Source organism: Bradyrhizobium sp. LTSP857, from assembly GCF_000938285.1.
In the GTDB taxonomy this organism is placed as follows: domain Bacteria; phylum Pseudomonadota; class Alphaproteobacteria; order Rhizobiales; family Xanthobacteraceae; genus Bradyrhizobium.
The window spans coordinates 241322-262720 of sequence record NZ_JYMS01000046.1 but is presented as its reverse complement, the minus strand read 5'-3'; the positions used below and the strand labels follow the sequence as shown (position 1 = coordinate 262720).

Below are 21399 nucleotides of genomic sequence, written 5' to 3'. Positions count from 1 at the left end.
CTAGTCCTAATTGCCGTTAATTACAACCCTTTGCAGGGCGTTCCGGCGTGCTAAGGATGAATCGCCGGTGGTGAGTGAGCAATGAGCGCCGAACAGTCGCCCAAAATCGTGATTGTCGACGAAAGCCCGATCCGGGCCGCGATCCTCCAGGAAGGGTTGCGGGAGGCGGGTTTCACCCAGGTCGTCCATATCAGCGAGATGCAGAGCCTTCTTGCGCGCATCTACGCCGTCGACCCCGACATCATCCTGATCGATCTCGAAAACCCCAGCCGCGACGTGCTCGAAGCGATGTTCCAGGTCAGCCGTGCCGTGCGCCGGCCGATCGCGATGTTTGTCGACCAGAGCGATTCAGCTTCGATCCAGGCCTCGGTGGAGGCGGGGGTCTCAGCCTACATCGTCGACGGGTTGAAGAAGGAGCGCATCAAGCCGATCCTCGACCTCTGCGTGTCCCGCTTCAACGCCTTCGCAAAACTCCAGGAGGAGCTGGAGCGCACCAAGTCGCAGCTCGAGGACCGCAAGATCATCGAGAAGGCCAAGGGGATATTGATGAAGATCAAGGGCCTCAACGAGGACGAGGCCTACGTGCTGCTGCGCTCCACCGCGATGCGCGAGAAGAAGAAAATCGGCGAGATCGCCCAGTCGATCATCACCGCGTCGGAGATGCTGAAATGACTGGACCGCTCCGCATAGGGTTCATCCCGCTGGTCGATGCCGCCGCGCTGATCGTGGCCGTCGACAAGGGATTTGCCGCCGCCGAAGGGCTCGACGTTACGCTTGTGCGCGAAGTGTCCTGGTCCAACGTTCGCGACAAGCTCAATATCGGCCTGTTCGACGCCGCGCATCTGCTCGCGCCTGTTGCGATCGCGTCCTCGCTCGGGCTCGGCCACGTCAAGGTGCCGATCGCCGCGCCCTTCAATCTTGGTATCAACGGCAACGCGATCACGGTATCGCCGGCGCTCCATGCCGCGCTGATGGCGGAGGTCGACGGCGATCGTTCCGATCCGCTCGTCACCGCCAAAGCCCTCGCACGGGTGGTTGCCTCGCGTCGCAAGGCGGGCGCCGAGCCGCTGACCTTCGGCATGACCTTCCCGTTCTCGACCCACAATTACCAGCTGCGGTTCTGGATGGCGGCGGCCGGCGTCGATCCGGACGAGGACGTGCGCCTGGTCGTGCTGCCGCCGCCCTACATGGTCGACAGCCTCGCCAACGGCCATGTCGATGCGTTCTGCGTCGGCGCGCCCTGGAACTCGGTCGCGGTCGATCTCGGCATCGGCCATATCCTGCATTTCGTCTCCGACATTCTCGAGCGCGCGGCGGAGAAAGTTTTGGCGGTTCGCCAAGCCTGGGCCGACAAGAATCCGGATGTGGTCGCAGCCCTCGTGCGAGCGGCAGTGAAGGCGGCCGAGTTCATCGAGCTTCCCGAAAACCGGACCGAGGCGGCGCGGATCTTGGCGCAGCCCGAGCGGATCGGCGTCGATGCCGAAGTCATCCAGCGCACCCTGACGGGTCGCCTGAAGGTCTCGCCCGACGGCACCTTCCGCGAAAGCGGCCGCTACCTACTGGTCGGACGCGAAGGGGCAGGGCGCCCCGATCCGGTTCAGGCCGCCTGGCTCTACGCGCAGATGGTCCGCTGGGGACAGACGGCGCTGACGCCGGACGGCGTCAAGACTGCAATGAGCGTGTTCAGGCCCGATCTCTATGACGCGGCCCTGGGCCACGGAAAGCCCGCGGAAGCGCCTGCGCCGTTCGGGGCTTTTGCCGGTCCAGCCTTCGATCCCGACGACATTCGTGGGCACCTCGAGGCCTTCGAAGTCGGCCGCTGGAAGGCGTGATTCGGCCCTGCACCGTTTTTGGGCGAGCCGGGTCATCGGCTAAATTTTGAGCCGCCTGCTCGAATTTCGGAAGAGTTCCGGAATGGACAGCTTCGCGGGCTCTTTCTAGTCGTTTGAAATCACGACAATTTCCATTCCGCCGAAGCTGGCACGCAACTTGTATGTTGCAGTGCGGCCAGCCTGTCACAGACGCCTGCTGAGCCAAGTCCCCAGCAACGAAGCTGATCGGACCGTTGGGTAACAGAGCAGGCCATTGAGCCAGCCGAGTTTCCTCGCGGGTCGTGTCCCATTCCCTCGATGCCACCCAGGTGGCCGCAGGAGCTTCGTTACCGACCATGAAACTCGAAACCGTCTCAGTCGACTTTACCGACGAGCAGAAGCGCTATCTCGAAGGCTTCACGACCGGTCTCCAGATCAGCCGCGTTGGTCGTGGCCTTGGTGGCGCGGGCAAGGCGAATGCCGAGCCGACCGGACCCGATGCCGTGCACCTCAAGGCGCAGGACAAGGTCATCGCCTCGGGCAAGAAGCTCGCCGACCAGGAAAAATTCAAGCGCGACGAGCATCCCTTCGATGCCTATCCGCAGCTGCGCCAGCAAGCGCTCGACAACGCGCCGCCGAGTCCAGCGGACAATTTCCGCTGGCGCTATTTCGGGATTTTCTACGTCGCCCCGACGCAGGACTCCTACATGTGCCGCCTGCGCATCCCCAACGGCATCATGAAGCATTGGCAGCTCTCCGGCCTTGCCGAGCTCGCCGACGAACTGTGCGGCCCGTTCAGCCACGTTACGACGCGCGCCAATCTTCAGCTTCGCGAGATTCCGCCGAAGAACGCCGTGAAGCTGATCGAGGGTATCCAGGACCTTGGCCTGTGCTCGCGCGGCTCCGGCGCGGACAACATCCGCAACGTGACGGGAACGCCGACAGCCGGCATCGATCCGCAGGAGCTGATCGACACGCGCCCCTACGCGCGCGAGTGGCACTATCACATCCTGAATGACCGCTCGCTGTACGGGTTGCCGCGCAAGTTCAACGTCGCCTTCGACGGTGCTGGCAGGATCGCCGTGCTCGAGGAGACCAACGACATCGCATTCACCGCGCTCGAGGTGAAGGATGGCTTCGGCGTCGAGCCCGGGGTCTGGTTTCGCCTCGGCCTTGGCGGCATCACCGGACACAGGGATTTCGCCAAATACTCCGGCATCATCGTCAAGCCGGACGAAGCCACGGCTGTTGCCGACGCCATCGTGCGCGTGTTCATCGAGCATGGCGACCGCACCAACCGCAACAAGGCGCGGCTGAAATACGTGCTCGATACGATGGGCCATGACGGCTTCCTTGGGCACGTCGAGGAGCGGCTGAAGAAGCCGTTCACGCGCGTGCCGGAAGAAGCGTTTGCCCCGCGCCCAGCGTCGGACCGCATGGCACATATCGGCGTGCACAAGCAGAAGCAGGAGGATGTGAACTGGATCGGCGTGTCGCTGCCGCTCGGCAAGATCACCTCCGATCAGATGCGGGGCCTCGCCAAGGTCGCGCGGGACCTCGGCGACGGGGAAATTCGTCTCACGGTCTGGCAGAACCTGCTGATCCCGGGCGTGCGCGACGAGAACGTCGAGCTTGCCATTGCCGCGATCAAGCAGATCGGGCTCGCGGTCGAGGCCTCGCATATCCGCGCTGGCCTGATCGCCTGCACCGGCAATGCCGGCTGCCGCTTTGCTGCCTCGAATACCAAGCGCCACGCGGCCGAAATCGGCGACTGGTGCGAGCCCCGCGTCGAGATGGATACGCCGGTCAACATCCACGTCACCGGCTGCCACCATTCCTGCGCGCAGCACTACATCAGCGACATCGGTCTGATCGGGGCAAGGGTGCCGGTGAATGAGGAGGACACGGTCGAGGGGTACCACCTGTTCACCGGTGGCGGGTTCGGGCCTGACGCGGATGTCGGGCAGGAGGTCTATCACGACCTCAAGGCCGAGGACGCGCCGAAGACGGTCGAAGGTCTGCTCAAGGCCTACATCGCCCATCGTTCGTCTCCCGACGAAACCTTCCTCTCCTTTGCGCGCCGCCATGACGGCGAGACGCTGCGCAAGCTTGCCGATGCAGAGGTGTCCGCATGAACCAGATCAGCCCTCCGCCCAAGCTCGATATCATTCCCGCGAGCGCACCGTTCTCCGATGCCCAGCGCTCCTGGCTGAACGGATTCTTTGCCGGGCTGCTGTCGCCTGATGCAGCGGCGCCACTATCGGCAGAGCAGGGCGCCGCGATCATGCAAGCCGGTGACGGCGACGACGGCGAAGCGCCATGGCACGACCAGACCATGCCGATTGCCGATCGCATGAAGCTCGCCGAAGGGCGCCCCGTGCGACGCAAGATGATGGCGGCGATGGCGCAGCAGGATTGCGGCCAGTGCGGCTATAATTGCAACGACTATTCGGAAGCGATCGCCACCCGCAGCGAAGCGCGGCTCAACCTTTGTGTCCCTGGTGGCAAGGAAACCGCGCGGATGCTGAAGGCACTGCACGAAGAGCTGGACAAGGCGCCGGCGACCAAAGCTCTCGACGCGGCAGCACCAGCCGTGACCGTGACGATCGCCGAGCCCGGCCGCTCGCGCGACAATCCGGTCGCTGCAACTTTCCTGTCGCGGCGCCTGCTCAACAAAGGCGCCTCGGAGAAGGAAACCTATCACGTCGAATTCGACCTCGCCGAGAGCAAGCTCGACTACGTTGTCGGGGATTCCTTCGGCGTGTTCGCGCGCAACGATGTCGGCCTCGCCGACCAGATCATCGCGCTGCTCGGCGCTTCCCACACGACCAAGGTCAACGGCAAGACGCTGCGCCAGGTGCTGATCGACGACGTCTCGCTGTCGCCGGCGCCTGACACGCTGTTCGAGTTGATCTCCTTCATCACCGGCGGCGCGCAACGCGAAAAGGCGCGGGCGCTGGCGCAGGGCGAGGATCCCGATGGCGATGCCGCGACGCTGGATGTGATGGCGGCGCTTCAGAAATTTTCCGGCACGCGGCCGCATCCCGAGGCCTTCGTCGAGGCGCTGGAGCCGCTCCAGCCGCGGCTCTATTCGATTTCCTCGTCGCATAACGCAACGCCCGGAAAGCTGTCGCTCACGGTCGATTCCGTGCGCTACGTCGTCGGCAAGCGCAAGCGCATTGGGGTGGCTTCGACCTTCCTCGGCGAGCGCATCATCGAGGGCGACAAACTCAAGGTCTATGTGCAGAAGGCGCACGGCTTCGGCCTGCCGCAGGACCCGAAGACACCGGTGATCATGATCGGCCCCGGCACCGGGATCGCGCCGTTCCGCGCTTTCCTGCTCGATCGCAAGGCGACCGGTGCTCCGGGAAAAAACTGGCTGTTCTTCGGCCACCAGCGCAGCGATTGCGACTTCTTCTATCAGGACGAGCTGAACGCGATGAAGACCTCTGGTCTCCTGACGCGGATGTCGCTGGCCTGGTCGCGCGATGGTGAGAAGAAGTTCTACGTGCAGGACCGTATGCGCGAGGTCGGCCGCGAAGTGTGGACGTGGCTTGCCGAGGGCGCGCACCTCTACATCTGCGGCGATGCCAAGCGCATGGCCAAGGACGTCGAGCGTGCGCTGGTCGACATCGTCGCCCAGTTCGGCGCCCGCTCGACCGATGAAGCCGTCAGTTTTGTCGCCGAGCTCAAGAAGACGGGCCGCTTCCAGGCTGACGTGTACTAAGGCGCGATGGGAGCTTGATGAATCGCCCTGGCGGCGCAGACGCAAGGCGTTCCGGCGTCAGTCGTCGGCTACTGTGCATGGGGTTGTTTTCGACATTTTTGTTTGACAGGCTTTGACGCGTCAGTCCGACTGTCATGAGATCGTCATCCGCGCGGGTTCCATCTGGCTCGGACTTTAACGAATAAGATTCTTGGAACCCGTGGGCGAAGAGAATTTGCGCCTGCGAAGGGCGGCCTCCAGAGAACCCTCATCGCTATTTCCGCCGCCATCTTGCCCGCCACCCGGGTCGACCCTTCATAATCACGCGAATGGGGCGTTGGAGATCGACCATGCGCGAACTATCGGCGGAAGCCAGGCTGCATTTCTACGCGCGCTCGCTCTCGCGTCGGACTGCGGCGAACGCCCATCACATCGGGCTCTACAGCGCCTTCGCCGTCATTGCGGCGATCGTCTTCGGCACGCTCTCGGTGCACCCGTTCTGATCACGCCCCGCGCTTGAACGGCGCGACCTCGATCCCGGCCTCCTTCAACGCCTGACGCAAGCCGCGCGCGATATCGACAGCGCCGTGCGTGTCGCCGTGGATGCAGACAGTGTCCGTGCGCATCTTGATGACCTTGCCCGTAACCGAGACCACCGCACCGTCCTGCACCATGCGCACCACGCGTTCGGCGATCGCCTTGGCATCGTGCAGCACCGCGCCGGGCTTCTTGCGCGAGACCAGGTTGCCGTCGTCCTCATAGGCGCGGTCGGCGAACACTTCATGCACCATCGGCAGATTGGCGTCCTCGCCGGCCTTCACCAGCTTCGAGTTGGCGAGCACGACGAAGATCAGGCTGGGATCGACCGCCTTGATGCCGGCGGCAATGGCCTTCGCCGTCATATCGTCCTCGCAGGCGACGTTGGAGAGCGCGCCATGCGCCTTCACGTGCGTCACCTTGTGGCCAGCGGCGGTCGCGATCGCCTGCAACGCGCCGATCTGGTAGGCGACGAGGTTCTCGATCTCGGAGGACTTCAGGCCCGCGATCGGATGCCGGCCAAAACCGTGGAGGTCGCGGTAGCCGGGATGGGCGCCGACCGAGACGCCGCGCGCCTTCGCCAGCTCGACCGTCCTGCGCATGATATCGGGATCGCCGGCATGGAAGCCACAGGCGACGTTGACCGAGCTTGCAAGCTCGATCATCGCGGCATCGTTGCCCATCTCCCACGCGCCAAAACCTTCGCCGAGGTCGCAATTGAGATCGATCGTCTTCATGGTTGCTCTCCGCCTCTGGTCGTCTTGTGGTTTAAGGCTCCGCCGCGACCTGCCACGTCCCGGAATCCACGGCGCTCACCGCATAACCCGCAACGTTGGCATCGCTGAGCGCCTCGATGTTGAGCGCCACGGTGTCGGCCGAGCGCAAGCGATCGGGCAGGGTCCGGATCGCTTGCGCGAACTTCTTCGCCTCGTCCTGCGCCTCGGCCATGCTGACGGCCTTGAAGCGGAACGCCGTTCCCGCCGAGGTCTGCGCCAGCCGGCCGACATCCGCCGTGATCACGGTTGCGATCTTCGGATAGCCGCCGCTGGTGCCACGGTCCATCATCAGCGCGATCGGCGCGCCGTTGCCGGGCACCTGGATGCTGCCGTTGACGGTGCCGTCGGAGACGATGTTGTGGCCGTGCAGATGCTTGATCGCGGGGCCCTCGAGCCGGTAGCCCATGCGGTCGGAGGTCGCCGAGATCTTCCATTCGCTGTCGAGGAACAGCGCCTTGTTGGCGTCGTCGAACTCGTCGTCCTGCGGGCCCAGCACGACGCGGATCGGATCGCTCGACGGCTTTGGCAATTCGATCCGCAGTTCAGGCGCGCCGCTCGCGGCATCGACAGTGAATTCGTCGTCAGCCTGGAGCGGACGCGGGTAGGGGCTGCCGAGGCCGGCGCGGGCGTTCACCGCGAGGCTACCGAACACCGGCTCGCCGCGGATAGCCCCTTCGATCGCGAGATAGCTGAACGCGCCGCCGCGGGCGAAGCCGAGCGTCAGGGTCTCGCCATCCTTCAGCGTCACGGACGTGTCTATGGCGACCGGTCGCCCAGCGATGTCCGCGTTGCGCGGTGCGCCCGCAATCGCGACGCGCACGGCGCCGTCTTTGGCCGTGAACGTGGCACCAAACGGGCCGATCTCGACAACGGCCGCGAACGGCTCGTTGCCGACGAGCGTATTCGCCGCCGCCAGCGCCATGCGATCCATTGCGCCGCTCGGCGTCAGGCCATAGCGCTGCGCGCCAGGGCGGCCACCGTCCTGGACGGAGCTCGCTGGTCCAATGCTGCCAACAACGAGCCGGCTCATGCGACCACCTGCTCGGCGATGATCTCGCCGGCTTCCGCGGCGCGGTCCTGCTCCTCGAAGGTCTTGTGGTCGATGGCGAAAAACGTCACGCGATCACCGGGTTCGGTCAGAAAGGTCGGATTTCGGTGGAGCTGGTAGGTTCGCACCGGGGTGCGGCCGAGCAGGTGCCAGCCGCTCGGGCCGGCCAGGCACTGGATGCCGGTCTGGATGCCGCCGATCGCGACCGTGCCGGCTGGCGTCAGCAGCCGCGGATTTTGCCGCCGGGACATCTGGAGGGATTTGTCCAGGCCGCTGAGATAGGACCAGCCCGGCGTGAAGCCGATCATGGCGACGCAATAGTCGCCGGCGGTGTGGCGGGCCACGATGTCGTCGGGCGTGGTCTTGAGCGCCTTCGCGACATCCTCGATATCGATCCCGTGCTCGCCGCCATAGGCGACGGGGACGCGCCAGCGTCTCGCCTTCGCGGTCGGCGGCAGCGGCTGGCTGGCGATGGGGAGCAGCTTTTCGGAAAGCGCGTCAAAGCCGATCTTGCCGGGATCGTAATGCACCAGCAGCGAGCGATAGGTCGGCACCGTCTCGGTAATGCCATCGATGGCGCTTGCTGCGAGCGCCTTGTCGAGCGCCAGCACGCGCTGGTTGGCGGCATCGTCGATGGTACGGCTGAACTCGACCGTGACGGCGCTGTCGCCACTGGGCAGGAGGCGGGGCGGGGGAAGCGTCGCGGCCATGAGCTATCAAGAGCTGTCGAAATCGGGCTTCTGAAGAAACGCGGGCTCGTCCTTGAGTTCCGCGGTGCCCTGCTTCGCGTAAATGCGCCCGCAAGTCCAATAAATTAATCCAAGGCCAAACGATAAAGCCTTGTTATCGCGTCGCATAACCGCCCTGCGGGCCTGCGTTCTTGGCCCTTGACGGAAAGCGCCCGCCTCGCAAGATGCGCGGCGTCGTTTCCCGCCCATTTCGGAGCTCGTTGCCGTCCATGTCGCTATCCCCCGAAGCCCGCAAGACCCTCGCCGGCATCACCACCGCCACCATCACCACGGTCCTGCTGAAGAAGGGCCTGCGCAACATCTGGATGCGCGGCGCGCGTCCGCTGCGCCCGGGTCTGCCGCGCCTGGTGGGACCGGCCTTCACGCTGCGCTTCGTCCCGGCGCGCGAGGATCTGGCGACGCCGGAATCCTGGTCGTCGCCCATCTCGACCCGTACCGCGATCGAGGCGATGCCGGACGGCTGCATCGCCGTGGTCGATGCCAAGGGCATCACCGATGCCGGCATTTTCGGCGACATTCTGTGCGCGCGCATGATGAAGCGCGGCGTCACTGCGCTCGTCACCGATGGCGTGGTGCGTGACGTCGAGGGCGTGCTCGGCACCAATCTTCCGGTGTGGTGCGACGGCTTTGCCGCGCCGCCCTCCGTTGCAGGCCTCACCTTCGTCGGTTGGGGCGAGCCGATCGGCTGCGGCGGCGTCGCGGTGTTCCCGAACGACATCGTCGTTGCCGACCAGGACGGCTGCGTACTGATCCCGCAGGCGATGCTCGACCACGTGCTGGCCGAAGGCGTCGAGCAGGAGCGGATGGAAGCCTGGATCGTCAACGAGGTGAACAACGGCGCGGTGCTGCCGGGCCTCTATCCCATGAACGCCGAGACCAAGGCGCGCTACGCGGCAAGCAAGAAGTAACGACCACAAGCGAGGAATACCCCAATGGAAATCACTGTCGCAGGCACGCGGCCCACCCGCCGCGCGCCCAAGGAAAACTTCACCGGCACCGTGTTGCAGGACCCCGTGATCATGGCGCCCGCGCCAGCGCGGCTGAACTGCTCACGCGTGTCGTTCGAGCCCGGCGCGCGCACCAACTGGCATCACCATCCGCTGGGCCAGACGCTGTACGTCATCTCCGGCGTCGGCCGGGTTCAGGCCAAGGGCGGCCCGATCCGCGAGATCCGTCCCGGCGACACCGTCTGGATTCCGCCGGGCGAGCTGCATTGGCACGGTGCCACGCCGACCAACGGCATGACCCACATCGCGATGCAGGAAGCGCTCGACGGCGTCTATTCGACCTGGCTGGAGCCTGTGACGGACGCTGAGTACGGCGCGGCGATCGGCTGATTACATCCGCTCAGCGGTCCACGTTCCCGTGCACATGGCGCCGCGCCATGTGCCGGAGCCGGAGGTGCCGCTGAGCCGGCCGAAGCCGACGGCGCGTTTGATGCCGGTGCTCAAGGTGACGTTGATGGCGCCGGCATCCGCTACGTGGCCGGACGCCGTCACCATCGCGCTGCTCGAGGCGATCTGACCATTGTTGATGCCGATCGCGACGGTTGCGCCGTTGCCGCAGGTGTCGCTCGATGACGCGATGCGGACATTCCATGCCCCGTCGAACGTGTTGGCGCTCGCTTGCGCGACCGGCAGAGCCAAGACGAACACGCTAACGAACAGCCCTTTGCGAAAACAATTCATGACACGCCCCTGTGGTTGAACCTGCGGGCATCGTGGCGTGGATGTGGGGCGGGCGATGTGAGGGCAGTCACGCCCCGAGGGGGCTCTGTGAGCCTGCGCACATTGCGGCAAGGCCGCGGCGGCCGCGGCGCTCGTTGATGCAGGTCGGGCTCAGCTCCTCATTCGATTGACGAGGCGGGCGAGCAGGTGGACTTTTTGAGGCGCAGCCGGTTGCTCATTCTTGGACCCTTGCTCAACCCTTTGCTCGATCGAGATCATGGAGGCCTCCGTAGTCTCTGCAATCGTCAACTTGCAAAGCGCCAGCCCGAGAATTCGCCTGTCATGGCTCAATCCCTCAGCATAGGGCGAAGTCGCGCCCTCAATCTCGAAGACAAAGTCCAAAGCACAGCCAAGATGATCGGGAGCGGGCAGGGGTACGGAGAACCAACGCGGCCGGCCGCCCTGCGCTTCTGCCGGAGTGAGCTTCCACTCGGCTATCGGTTCATCGCCGCAGTAAACCCGGACGTTGACACCCTCGTGGTCTTGCCGTGGCAAATGGGCAAAGGCGAAAGCATTCAGGAAAAGCTGTCTGTCCGGTTTTGCACCGAGCTTCACTGACAGTTCGGCGCGGCCGCCGATGGTCCAGGTGCCCCATGGCTCGGTTTCTGACCAGCCGCTGCCCATGAACCCGCGTGAATCGAGCGGATCGCTGAAATTGATCTCATCGCCGATCCGGTAACTCGGCCCCATGTCGGGAGCAGTCTTTGAAAGAGACACCATGGTTTCGATGAATCGCCGGCAACCGGTCTCTTCCACAAGGCGCGGGGCGATTGCTTGCGCCGCGGAAGCCAGTCGGTGCGAGTCCTGAAGAGCTTTCAGAACGACGTCAGCCAATGATTCCGGTCGCTGGTTTTCAAACGACATGCCGACGCCGTAGCCCTCCGTGATCTTGTCGGCCATCCATGTGCTGTGCGGCACAATGACAGGCTTGCCCAGGCTGGCGGCCTCTGTGAAGACGCCGGAGGTCAAAAATCGATATGGCTGCGCTTCATAGGCCAACACGACCAGCGTCGATCGCGCGAGATTTCCAAAGTACTCCGTCGTGCTCATTTGCAACGGAAGAACCTCGACGAACGCACTGCCTCCGAGATCGAGCGCAGCCATCTTTTCCGAGATATCGCCGGCAGGCTTGATCACGAACCTTGTGGCAGGTTCGACCGCACGCACGCGCTTGATCGTCTCGCCGAGATCGGTCAAGCATCGGCCTGACCTGCTGTTCACGTGCACATAGACCGTCGGCTCGATTGTTTCCGTTGCCAGCGCGGTATCCGGGGGCCTGCCGAAATGATGCTGCATCATGAACGGACGCCGGCGCAACACGCGGGATACCGAGCGCGCCTTGGCCCACGAGTTCACCAGGAAGAACACGCGCTCGCCGGCTGACGCGTTGTCGAGATCCGCAGACGCAAGTCGGTAGAAAGCCGCCCGCGGCTTGAAGCGTCCTGTGTCCAGGTCTGTCAATTCGTCGCCGATGATGCGGAAAAATACAGCCGGGCGCTTGCCTTCCGGCTGCTGCGAGAGCCATCGGCCGATACCGCTGATGAGGACCGGGTGTCCACGCGGGAAGTAGATGATGTCGGAGGAATCCAGACATTCCGCATCCAGCCACGTGCGCAACGGTGCGAAAAGACGGGCGGTGTCAGCGAACGTCACCGTGGAGAGAACGAAGTTCTCGGCGTTGACCTCGAAGGCAGGAAGCAACTCCAGAACACGATCCGCCGCGATTTCCGCTGCAACCCGCTCGTCAGTCGAGCGAGGCACCAGGATCCGGGGCGTCAGGCCGATATCCAGGCTTTCGTTTTTGAAAAGCAGAAGCTCATTGAATGAATGCCCGGAGACGCTGAAGCTCGCAAACGCCGGGATGACAATTCTGGGCGCGGCGGGGCCTCTTCGAGCGGGCGGCAAAGTCATGAATTGTCCCAGCAAACGCGCCTGCGTTTGTGGACGTGTACGCGAATCCTCCCACGTCAGGAAGGTATTCGTCCAACCGCCATGAGGCCGTGTCGCTAGACGTGCCTGGCGTGCGCGAGCCTAGTTCACGCGCGTCCAGGTCTGGCCGCCGCAGAACATGCCGCCGAAGGCGCAGCCCTGCACGCGCAGGCGATCGGTGCCCTTCAGTGCGATCGTGGAGTCGTAGGTCGAGCCGGTGTTGGGATCAAGGATGCGGCCGGACCATTTCGGGTCCTTGTTCTGCTCTTTCGCGGGCTTCATGTTGATCAAAACCTGCTCGCCGTTCTGGTTCGATTTGCTGTCGACAGAATAGCCGCAGAGATTGTTGCCGCATTGCTCGATGCGAACCTTGCCTTCCTTCTCCTCGGTGAGCCAGACGCCCAGCGGTGAATTGGGATCACGCCCGGTCGCGGCTGCTGGAGCCGGGGCGACGGCAGCCGACTGAACGGGTGCTGGCGCCGGAGCAGGTGGCGGAGGCGGCGCCGGGGGCGCTGGCGGTGCGGCAGCTACGGTCGGAGCAGGCGGCGGAGGCGGTGCGGGCGGTACCGCGGCCACCGTCGGGGCAGTAATTGGGGCCGGTTGAGGCGGGGGCACAAGCGCGTCTTCAGCCGGACCAGTGTTTGCCGCCGTGGCCGAAGGTGCCGGCGGGGCAGGAGGCGCCACGGCGACGGGAGCTTGTACAGGGGCCTGCTCGGCCGCCGGAGGCGCGGCGACGGGTGCGGGAGCCGGCGCGGGACTGGCCGGCTGCTGCGGATCGGCCTTGGCTTGTTGCGGCGCCTGCGGGTCCGCTTTCGGGGTCCCCTTGGCGTCGTTCTTGGCCTTCTTCGCCTTGCCCTGGCCGGTGTTGTCATAGACACCGGGGATCGACACCGTGCCGCGGTCGGGATCGATGCGGATGGTGCGCCCGCCATATTCGAAGGTGTACTGCGCTTGCGCTGCGGTGCTTGCCAAAAGGAATGCGGCCGTGGCCAACAACTTCCTCATTTCCGTCTCCTAGCAGGTGGTCCCCGCACCGAGCTTACGCCTCGGCCCGATCGCAGAAAGTGATCTAGATCACTGTTCTCGGTATGAGTCGTTGTCCCGACGGTCCGGGTTCAATGGACCTTAAGCGGGTCCAAAGTTTGGCCGAGGCAGCGACAGGGGGATGCGGATCAATCGAACCAGGCGGCGTAGATCTTCCTGTAGCTGCCGTCCTCCGTCGAAACGTGCAGCCACTGGTCGACGAAGGCCTTCAGCGCCGTGTCGCGCTGGAGCCAGTAGGCTTTCTCCGAGAAGTCGAACGGCTTGTCCGGATGCACCGCGCAGAGCACGCCGGAATGCTGCTTCTGCTGGTAGCGCGTCTCGGACGCGTCCGTCATCATCAGATCGGCATTGCCCTTGGCGATCTCGTCGAAGATGACGGTGTTGTCGGGGAATACGGTGATCTCGGCGTCCTTGACGTTGGCCCGCGCAAAACGCTCATTGGTGCCGCCGGGATTGACGATGACGCGCGTGCCCTTCTTGTCGATGTCGGCGATGGTCTGGTACTTGCTGACGTCCGTGCAGCGCGCGATCGGCGTCTTGCCCTCGCGCATGATCGGCATCGAGAAGAAGCCTTTCTTCTGGCGGTCGAGCGTCACGGAGACCCCGCCCATCGCGATGTCGAACTGGTCGGCTTCAAAGTCTTTCATCAGCTTCGGCCACGCCGTCGGCACATATTCGACCTTGACGCCGAGCGCTTTGCCAAGCGCTTCGGCCATGTCGACGTCGAAGCCGCTGAATTGCTGCGTAGCCTTGTCCAGATAGGTGAAGGGCTTGTAGTCGCCGGTCATGCCGACGCGCAGGGTGCCGCGTTTGATGATCTCGTCGAGGCGCGAAGGCGCCTGCTGCGCCTGGGCCGAAAGGTTTGCCAGCAACATCACGACCAAAGCCGCCACGATTCGAACGATCATGTCTTCTCGACCCCTGCATGAGCTGTCATTGTGCAGCCCTTGAGGTTGGATTTAGACCAGATGCCAGTCGCTGGCGAGCCGGAATTGAAAGGAATTTTGAGGTGACGATCTCGATGTACGAGGCCTCGGTTGGCCTGTTCGTGCCGAATTTGCGCAATCTGTCAGGCCTGCTCGACAAGGGCGTCGCCTATGCCGAGACCCGCAAATTCAATCCAGCCGTCCTGCTGGGCATGCGGCTGTCGCCGAACATGTACGACCTGGCGCAGCAGGTCGGCGAGGCCTGCCGCCACGCCACGGTCGCTCCGGCCTTGCTGGCAGGGTGTGAACCCGTGGTGCTGCCGGCGCTGGAGCACGATATGGCCGGCCTTCAGGCGCGCATCGCAACCTCGATCGAGTTCATCGAGAGCCTGCCACGCGCCCAGATCGATGCCGCGTCGGAGCAGCAAGTTTTCTTCAAGCTGAAGAACGGAACCGAGCTGCCGTTCACCGGGCGGATGCTGCTGCTGACGTTCAGCATGCCGCAATTCTTCTTTCACGTCACGACGTCCTACGACCTGCTGCGGCACGCAGGCGTCGAGCTCGTGAAGAAGGATTATCTCGGAAGGAAGTAAGCCTTTAGGCTTCGCCCTTGCGCTCGTAATCGGCGAGTGAACTGCGGCCGGCGATTTCGCTGCGCAGCAGCTCGAAGCGCCGATGGGCCTCGTCCGTGTGCTCGTCGACGAAATGCACGGCGGCTTCGCTCGTCATGGGGCCGCTGATCACCGGCGCGGATTGCTCGCCGATGGTCTCGTGCACGTAGTATTGGCCGTCATCGCCGCGATGGACCGTCCATTTGAGGCGGATCGCCACCATCGGCCCTGGACCGACCTTGCTATAGCCGTCGGCATCCGCCGGCTCCGGCACCAGCGGCTGTTCCTCGACCACCGGATGCTCGTGCTCGTCGACAGCAGAATGTTCGGCAACGATCGGATGCTCATCGACGACGGCCGCTTCTGTCTCGGTGGTGTCTCGGGCGACAAAGGCAGGCTCGGGGTGCTCGAAAATGCTGGCGATGGTCGCCAGCGCTTGGTCGGTCGGGTCGATCTCTGACAAGTGTCCATCCTCCAGCTCGACGTGGCCGGCAAGTCTGTCCCACTGCCGCCGCGGCCGACCTTATTACGCGGGTTTGATTAAGGCTGAGTTGGGGCCCGATCTGCACCAAAATGGGACGTATTCTGGCCTTCCGAAGGCGCGGGCAGATTGGCCACCCGCCCTTCGGATTCACTTCAGCCGAGAACGTCCTGATTGATGATGTTCTGCCGGATCGGATCGCCGTCGAGCACACTCAGGATGTTGCGCGCGGTCTGCTCGCTCATGCGTTGGACGGCCTCGACCGTAACGCCGGCGACGTGCGGAGCCATGATGACGTTCGGCAGTGCGAGCAGTGCGTTCGTGACCGGCGGCGGCTCCTGCTCGAACACGTCGATGCCGGCGCCGGCAAGCTTACCTGAGACCAGCGCCTCGTAGAGCGCCTTCTCGTTGACGATGCCGCCGCGCGCGGTGTTGATGAGATAGGATTTTGGCTTCATCAGGCCGATCCGCGCCGCGTTGAACAGACCGATCGTTTCCGGCGTCTTCGGGCAATGGATGGTGACGAAATCGGCGCGGGGCAGTGCCGCGTCGAGATCGGCGACCGGCTCGCAACCGGCGGCCTTGATGTCGGCGGCCGGCTTGTAGGGATCATAGACCTGGACGTTCATTTCCATCGCCAGGCAGCGCTTGGCGGTGCGACCGCCGATGCGGCCGAAGCCGATGATCAGCACGGTCTTGCCGTAGAGATCGAACGGCAGCATACCGAGCCGCTCGGCCCATCTGCCGTCCTTGACGCAGGCGTGCATCTCCTGCGCGCGCTTAGCCAGCGTCAACATCATGAACAGCGCCTGCTCGGCGACCGAGGGTGAGTTCGCGCTGCCGGCGACCATCAGCGGCACCTTGCGGCGGGAGAGGGCGGGCACGTCGACGGCGTCGTAGCCGACGCCGATCCGCGTCACCACCTTCATGTCCCTGGATGCCTCGAGCTCGGTCTCGCCGAAGGCGGTGGCACCCAGCGCCACGCCATGGACTGGCGCATGGCTCTTCAGCAGCGCCTCGAAGTCCTTGGCCGAGATCATGTTCGGAAACTCGACGAGCTCGATATCGTCCCGCTGGGTGAGGAGGGCGCGTGCCCCTTGCGACAAAGTTTGTGTAACGAAAATCTTCTTCTTGTTGGTCGCCATTGCTCCCCGCCTGCTCGCGTTTCTTGGCCGGCCGTTACAGCACGACGCCGGTCGCCTCGTTTAGCAGGTGCATGTTGTTGAGGTCCATCGCCAAACGCATGGGTGCTCCGTCCTTGGCGCCGGCATTGGGATTGACACGGCCGCAGACCGGCGTGCCTTCGAGCCCGAAATAGACCAGCGTCTCCATCCCCATCGGCTCAGTGACGTCGAGCACCGTGTCGAAGCTCTCGACGCCGGGCTCCAGATGCGCATTCGATTCTGTGAGATGCTCGGGACGAAGGCCGAGCAGAAGGTTTTCAGTTCGAGGTAGCGCATTATAGCGGGCGGCGCGTGCAGGCGGCAGCGCAAAGGCGATGCGGTCGGCCAGGCGGATCTGAAGCTTGCCGCCGGAATCCTCCAGCCGGCACGGGATGAAGTTCATCGCAGGCGAGCCGATGAAGCCTGCGACAAAGCGCGTCGCCGGCTTGTGGTAGAGCTCGTTTGGCGTGCCGATCTGCTCGATGCGGCCCTTGTTCATCACCACCACGCGATCGGCCAGCGTCATCGCCTCGACCTGGTCGTGGGTGACGTAGACTGTGGTGGTACGCACCTTCTGGTGCACCTTCTTGATCTCGATCCGCATCTGCACCCGCAGCTTGGCGTCGAGATTGGACAGCGGCTCGTCGAATAGGAAGACCTTTGGGTTGCGCACGATGGCCCGTCCCATGGCGACGCGCTGGCGCTGCCCACCGGAGAGCTGCTTCGGCTTGCGGTTGATCAGGTCGGTGATATCCAGGAGCCGGGCTGCCTCCGTCACCCGCGCATTGATCTCGGCCTTGGGATAGTGCTTGAGGCGCAGCCCAAATGACATGTTCTCCGCGACCGTCATGTGCGGATAGAGCGCGTAGTTCTGGAACACCATCGCGATGTCGCGATCCTTTGGCGGTACGTCGTTGACGACGTCGCCGCCGATCATGATGTCGCCGTCGCTGATGTCCTCGAGGCCCGCGATCATGCGCAGCGTCGTCGACTTGCCGCAGCCCGAGGGGCCGACCAGCACGATGAACTCATGGTCGGCGATGTCGAGATCGATGCCGCGCACGGCCTCGACATCGTCGTAACGCTTGATCACTTTGCGCAAAGTAACATCAGCCATGGATCGTCAACCTCTCGATGTCAGCCCTTGGTCGCGCCGGCGGTGAGGCCAGCGACGTAGTAGTCCATCAGAAAAGCGTAGATGATCAGCGGAGGCGCTGCGCCGAGCAGCGCGCCGGTCATGATCTGGCCCCAGTTGAAGACGTCGCCCTTGATCAGCGTGGTGGTGATGCCGACGGGGAGCACCAACTGGTCCACGGAGGTGGTGAAGACCAGGGGATAGAGAAACTGTGCCCAGGAAACGGTGAACGCGAAGATGGTCGCTGCGATCAGTCCGGGGAACGCAACGGGAATGAAGATCCGCGTCAGCGTCTGCAACCATGACGCTCCATCGATGATGGCGGCTTCATCGAGCTCCTTCGGGATCGAGGCGAAATAACCGATCATGATCCAGGTGCAGAACGGCACGGTCAGCGTCGGATAGACGAACACCAGCACGTACCATCGGTTGAGCAGAGTGATGCCGGTCAGGTCCTGGACCATCGCGAGCATCTTGAACAGCGGGATGAACAACAGGCTGTCCGGGATCAGGTAGGTGAGGAACACGCCCGTTGCGAGCGTTGCCGAACCCCAGAACTTCATCCGCGCCAGCGCGAAGGCAGCGGGGACGCTGATCAGCATGGTGATGGTCACGACTACGATCGACACCAGGGCCGAATTCCAGAAGAAGCGCAGAAACTGGTGCGAGGTCAGGAGCTCGACGTAGTTCGACAGCGTGGGATGGAACACCCACCAGGGATTGGTCGCGGCCGATATCTCCGCGCTGCTCTTGAGCGACGTGATCAGCATATAGAGCGGGGGCGTCAGCGAGAAGATCGCAAACAGCACCAGGAAGAAGTAGGACCAGCGCAGCGCCCAGGTGCGGTCCCGGCTCATGCTGCCGAGTTTGACCTTGCGGCTCGGCCCAGCCTTGTCGATTGCCAATGTGCTCATCAGGCTTCGTTCCCACGTTTGTTGACATCGCGAAGGATGAAGATCGCCGCGATGGCGAGGATCGGCACCATGAACAACGAGACGCTGGCGCCGAGCGGAATGTCGCTACCCTCGATGCCGACCTTGAAGGCCCAGGTCGCAAACAGGTGGGTTCGATCCAGCGGACCGCCCGACGTCAGGATCCGGACGATGTCGAAATTGGCGAAGGTGACGATCAGTGAGAACAACGTGGTGATGGCGATGATATTGCGCATCATCGGCAGGGTGATGAACCAGATCTTCTGCCACCAATTGGCGCCGTCGATCGCCGCAGCCTCGTAAAGCTGGTCCGGGACGGATTTCAGCGCCGCCAGATACATGATCATGAAGAACGGTGCGCCGTACCAGACGTTGACGAGAATGACGGAAAAGCGGGCCCACGAGGTATCGCCGAGCCAGTTGATGGGGCCGATGCCGAAGAAAGACAGCGTGTAGTTGAAGGCACTGTAGGAGGGGTCGAACAACCACAGCCAGGCCAGCGTGCTCATCGCCGGCGGGATCACCCAGGGCACCAGCAGCATGCCGCGCCATTTGCGCTGGCCCTTGGCCGGAATGTTGTGCACGAAATGCGCGACGATGAAGCCCATCAGCGCCTTGAAGAACACGGCGGTGACCGCGAAGATGCAGGATTGCTTCACCACCATCCAGAACGTGTCGCGGTTGAACAGGAAGGTGAAGTTGCCGAAGCCGACGAATCTCTGCATCGACTTGTTCAGCGTTGCGAGATGGACGGAATAGACGGCGGGATAGAGTACGAGCAGCGCAATCAGCAAGATCAGCGGCAGCGTCAGGAAGAACGCCACCGTCGATTTTCGTCCCATGGCATTGCGGAGGCTGGTGCGTTTGCGTTTGCTCGCCGTGCGGACCGCACGACCCTGCTCAACGACGATGTCGGCCATGACATGGGCTTTCATGTGAGATGTCGAATGGGCGGTCGGCCAGATTGGCCGGCTTCGTAAGTGCATGCGAACGGTGGGCCGGAGCACCAGGCGGCTCACGCGTTAAGCGTGAACCGCCTGGCACACGCCCGGCATCAACTTCGCATGAAGCCTTCGCATTCGCCTTCGGCCCAGGCGAGCGTCGTCTCCATCTTCTCGCCTTGCGCAAAGCGCAGCGCCATCTTGGTCAGCGTCGCCTGGAAGTAGATCTGCTGAGCGATCTTGGGCGGCGCGGGAGACGCCGCGATCGACAGCGTCTGATGGTTGAAGGGGTTCGGATAGTGGTAGAGCGTCCCTTTCGGTGGCCCTTCCTCCGCCCAAGTTTTCAGCGTCGTCATATTGGCGTAGGCGGGCAGATCATAACCGCCGCTCGCTGCCACAAATTTTTCGATCGATGACGGCTGCGACAGGTGGGTGAGCAGGCTCTTGGCCGCTTCCTTGTTCTTGCTGAAGCTCCAGAGGCCCCAGAAGTACGGCAGGAAGGGCGCGAAGCGGCCCTTTGGACCGGACGGCATGCCGTGCGTCCAGCATTGCTCGGCGACCTGCGGTGCGTCGCGCTTGGCGACGGCCCAGGCGCTCGGCGGATTCAGGATGAGCGCGCCGCGGCCTGAGATCAGCCATTTGTTGTTGGAAGCGTCATCCCAGGACGGAGCATCCGGCGGCAGGAAGGCAATCAGCTTCTTGTAGTATTCGAGCGCCTGGCGAACGGCGTCGGTCTTCACTGTGATGTCGCCCTTGGCGTCGACGAGCTCGGCGCCGAACGACTGGAAGATCGCGCCGGCCGTATCGACGCTGTCTGTGGTCTCACCGAGGCCGATACCGAATGGGGAACCGCCCTTTTGGCAGGCCTCGGCCGCCTTCAGGAACGTCTCCATCGTCCAATTGTCGGCTTTTGGCGGCCCGCCTATCGGATACATCTCCTGGACGTCGATGCCGGCTAGCTTCTTCATCAGGTCGATGCGGGAGCAAGGTCCCTTGATCTGGCTGCCCGGAGTGGCTGGTACGCCGAGCCATTTGCCGCCGGCCTGGCCGAGATATTTGACTGTGTCGTTGACCGCGCCATTCTGCTTGATGAGCGGCTCCATGACGTCATTGAGCGGCTCGAGATTTTCGGAATAGGCATGCGGCCACCATGTCGGCATCTGCAAGATGTCGTGGCCGGATTTCGCCTGGGCTTCGGCCGCAACCGTGAGCTGAATCTTGTTGTTGTTGCTGGTGATGTAATCGATCGAGACTTCGACCTTCTCCTTGTCGGCCCATTCCTTGACGAGGGCGGTGGAGGCGTCATTGGCGTTGGGCACCCAGTGGTCCCAGAAGCCGATCGAGAGCTTGCCGGCGGCGTATGCGCCTCGGACATAAGGCGCCGTGATCAGCGCGGCGGAGGACATTGCAGTGGCAGCCACAAATTGACGTCGCGTCAGTTTCTTGCGTGACATCTCGTTTCCTCGCTTGGGTGTGTTTTATTGTTCTGTCGTTTCCTCTGACTTTCCTGAGTTTGTTTTTGATTTTGTTGTTGGACGTTTCTTGATTGGCGCCGTCATTCCCAGCGGCTAATCGCGCGGGGGACGCGGCAAATTGGTAGCGCGATCAGATCATGATTGATTGCGTCTGTCGAGAAATCCGAATGCCTTGCTCTCTAGAACTAACGTTGCGTATGAAAAGGCCGCACCGTGTGTCGGCGGTGAACCGCGGCGGCTCTTTTTGCGACGCACACTTCGGAGCGAGCCAGCTCGAACCGGTCCATGCGCAATTACGCCGCAGTTCCGAATAAGCCTGCATAAGCGCTTCGCGCGAAAGAGCTTTCGGATGGGGACGGTGACCGCGCGCGCCTAGACCCCAGCGCGGTGAGAACGATAGAGTTGCAA

General features: G+C 63.4%; 21 protein-coding genes. 8 read left to right on the top strand and 13 right to left on the bottom strand.

What is annotated here, in order from left to right:
- Positions 1-81 precede the first annotated feature (81 nt).
- The 5 genes from UP06_RS30670 to UP06_RS41160 all read left to right on the top strand — a co-directional run bounded on the left by UP06_RS30670 (position 82) and on the right by UP06_RS41160 (position 6020).
- On the top strand, positions 82-672 hold the full coding sequence (locus UP06_RS30670) for an ANTAR domain-containing response regulator (protein ID WP_045007417.1): 591 nt from the start codon (positions 82-84) through the stop codon (positions 670-672).
- Complete coding sequence (locus UP06_RS30665; RefSeq protein WP_045007416.1) at positions 669-1832, top strand: CmpA/NrtA family ABC transporter substrate-binding protein; 1164 nt, start codon at positions 669-671, stop codon at positions 1830-1832. Before UP06_RS30670 ends, UP06_RS30665 begins: the two co-directional genes overlap by 4 nt.
- Positions 1833-2167: 335 nt before the next feature.
- Positions 2168-3946 carry a NirA family protein gene (locus UP06_RS30660; protein WP_045007415.1) on the top strand — a complete coding sequence of 593 codons (1779 nt, stop codon included), beginning with the start codon at positions 2168-2170 and terminating at the stop codon, positions 3944-3946.
- Entirely contained in the window at positions 3943-5538 is a 1596-nt protein-coding gene (locus UP06_RS30655) for a sulfite reductase subunit alpha (RefSeq protein WP_045007414.1), read from the top strand. The genes UP06_RS30660 and UP06_RS30655 overlap by 4 nt, the downstream gene beginning before the upstream one ends.
- Before the next feature lie 329 nt (positions 5539-5867).
- Entirely contained in the window at positions 5868-6020 is a 153-nt protein-coding gene (locus UP06_RS41160) for a hypothetical protein (RefSeq protein WP_187434626.1), read from the top strand.
- Here the strand turns inward: UP06_RS41160 and UP06_RS30650 are convergent, their stop codons facing one another.
- Genes UP06_RS30650 through pxpB form a run of 3 tightly spaced genes read right to left on the bottom strand, consistent with a single transcriptional unit; the run spans position 6021 to position 8588 of the window.
- Positions 6021-6791 carry a LamB/YcsF family protein gene (locus UP06_RS30650; RefSeq protein WP_045007413.1) on the bottom strand — a complete coding sequence of 257 codons (771 nt, stop codon included), beginning with the start codon at positions 6789-6791 and terminating at the stop codon, positions 6021-6023.
- A gap of 31 nt (positions 6792-6822) precedes the next feature.
- Entirely contained in the window at positions 6823-7860 is a 1038-nt protein-coding gene (locus tag UP06_RS30645; protein ID WP_045007412.1) for a 5-oxoprolinase subunit C family protein, read from the bottom strand.
- Positions 7857-8588: a 5-oxoprolinase subunit PxpB gene (gene pxpB / locus UP06_RS30640; protein ID WP_045007411.1), complete on the bottom strand. Its 732-nt coding sequence runs from the start codon at positions 8586-8588 to the stop codon at positions 7857-7859. Before pxpB ends, UP06_RS30645 begins: the two co-directional genes overlap by 4 nt.
- A 248-nt stretch (positions 8589-8836) precedes the next feature.
- Between pxpB and UP06_RS30635 the strand changes: the two genes are divergently transcribed.
- Positions 8837-9535, top strand: coding sequence for a ribonuclease activity regulator RraA (locus UP06_RS30635; protein WP_045007410.1), 699 nt, complete (start codon positions 8837-8839; stop codon positions 9533-9535).
- Between the two features lie 24 nt (positions 9536-9559).
- Positions 9560-9964, top strand: a complete 405-nt coding sequence (locus UP06_RS30630; RefSeq protein ID WP_045007409.1) for a (R)-mandelonitrile lyase — start codon at positions 9560-9562, stop codon at positions 9962-9964.
- Here UP06_RS30630 and UP06_RS30625 read toward each other — a convergent pair whose 3' ends face one another.
- The 4 genes from UP06_RS30625 to UP06_RS30610 all read right to left on the bottom strand — a co-directional run bounded on the left by UP06_RS30625 (position 9965) and on the right by UP06_RS30610 (position 14235).
- Entirely contained in the window at positions 9965-10315 is a 351-nt protein-coding gene (locus UP06_RS30625; protein WP_045007408.1) for a hypothetical protein, read from the bottom strand. It abuts the gene before it with no gap.
- A gap of 150 nt (positions 10316-10465) precedes the next feature.
- Positions 10466-12265 carry a glycosyltransferase family protein gene (locus tag UP06_RS30620; protein ID WP_045007407.1) on the bottom strand — a complete coding sequence of 600 codons (1800 nt, stop codon included), beginning with the start codon at positions 12263-12265 and terminating at the stop codon, positions 10466-10468.
- 120 nt (positions 12266-12385) lie between these two features.
- Positions 12386-13288 carry a DUF2147 domain-containing protein gene (locus UP06_RS30615; RefSeq protein WP_045007406.1) on the bottom strand — a complete coding sequence of 301 codons (903 nt, stop codon included), beginning with the start codon at positions 13286-13288 and terminating at the stop codon, positions 12386-12388.
- 167 nt (positions 13289-13455) lie between these two features.
- Positions 13456-14235: a transporter substrate-binding domain-containing protein gene (locus UP06_RS30610; protein WP_045007405.1), complete on the bottom strand. Its 780-nt coding sequence runs from the start codon at positions 14233-14235 to the stop codon at positions 13456-13458.
- Positions 14236-14348: 113 nt separating this feature from the next.
- Between UP06_RS30610 and UP06_RS30605 the strand changes: the two genes are divergently transcribed.
- Entirely contained in the window at positions 14349-14846 is a 498-nt protein-coding gene (locus UP06_RS30605; RefSeq protein WP_045007404.1) for a DUF1993 domain-containing protein, read from the top strand.
- Positions 14847-14850: 4 nt separating this feature from the next.
- Here the strand turns inward: UP06_RS30605 and UP06_RS41710 are convergent, their stop codons facing one another.
- From UP06_RS41710 to UP06_RS30575, 6 genes are all read right to left on the bottom strand, one after another.
- Positions 14851-15327, bottom strand: coding sequence for a hypothetical protein (locus UP06_RS41710; protein ID WP_045007403.1), 477 nt, complete (start codon positions 15325-15327; stop codon positions 14851-14853).
- Positions 15328-15500: 173 nt separating this feature from the next.
- Positions 15501-16490, bottom strand: coding sequence for a hydroxyacid dehydrogenase (locus tag UP06_RS30595; RefSeq protein ID WP_045007402.1), 990 nt, complete (start codon positions 16488-16490; stop codon positions 15501-15503).
- Positions 16491-16524: 34 nt separating this feature from the next.
- Positions 16525-17625, bottom strand: coding sequence for an ABC transporter ATP-binding protein (locus UP06_RS30590; RefSeq protein WP_045007401.1), 1101 nt, complete (start codon positions 17623-17625; stop codon positions 16525-16527).
- 20 nt (positions 17626-17645) lie between these two features.
- Positions 17646-18557 (bottom strand): carbohydrate ABC transporter permease, encoded by a 912-nt coding sequence (locus tag UP06_RS30585; RefSeq protein ID WP_045007400.1) that lies wholly within the window; start codon positions 18555-18557, stop codon positions 17646-17648.
- Positions 18557-19495, bottom strand: a complete 939-nt coding sequence (locus UP06_RS30580; protein ID WP_045007630.1) for a carbohydrate ABC transporter permease — start codon at positions 19493-19495, stop codon at positions 18557-18559. Before UP06_RS30580 ends, UP06_RS30585 begins: the two co-directional genes overlap by 1 nt.
- A gap of 134 nt (positions 19496-19629) precedes the next feature.
- Positions 19630-20970, bottom strand: coding sequence for an ABC transporter substrate-binding protein (locus tag UP06_RS30575; RefSeq protein ID WP_045007399.1), 1341 nt, complete (start codon positions 20968-20970; stop codon positions 19630-19632).
- Positions 20971-21399: the final 429 nt, after the last annotated feature.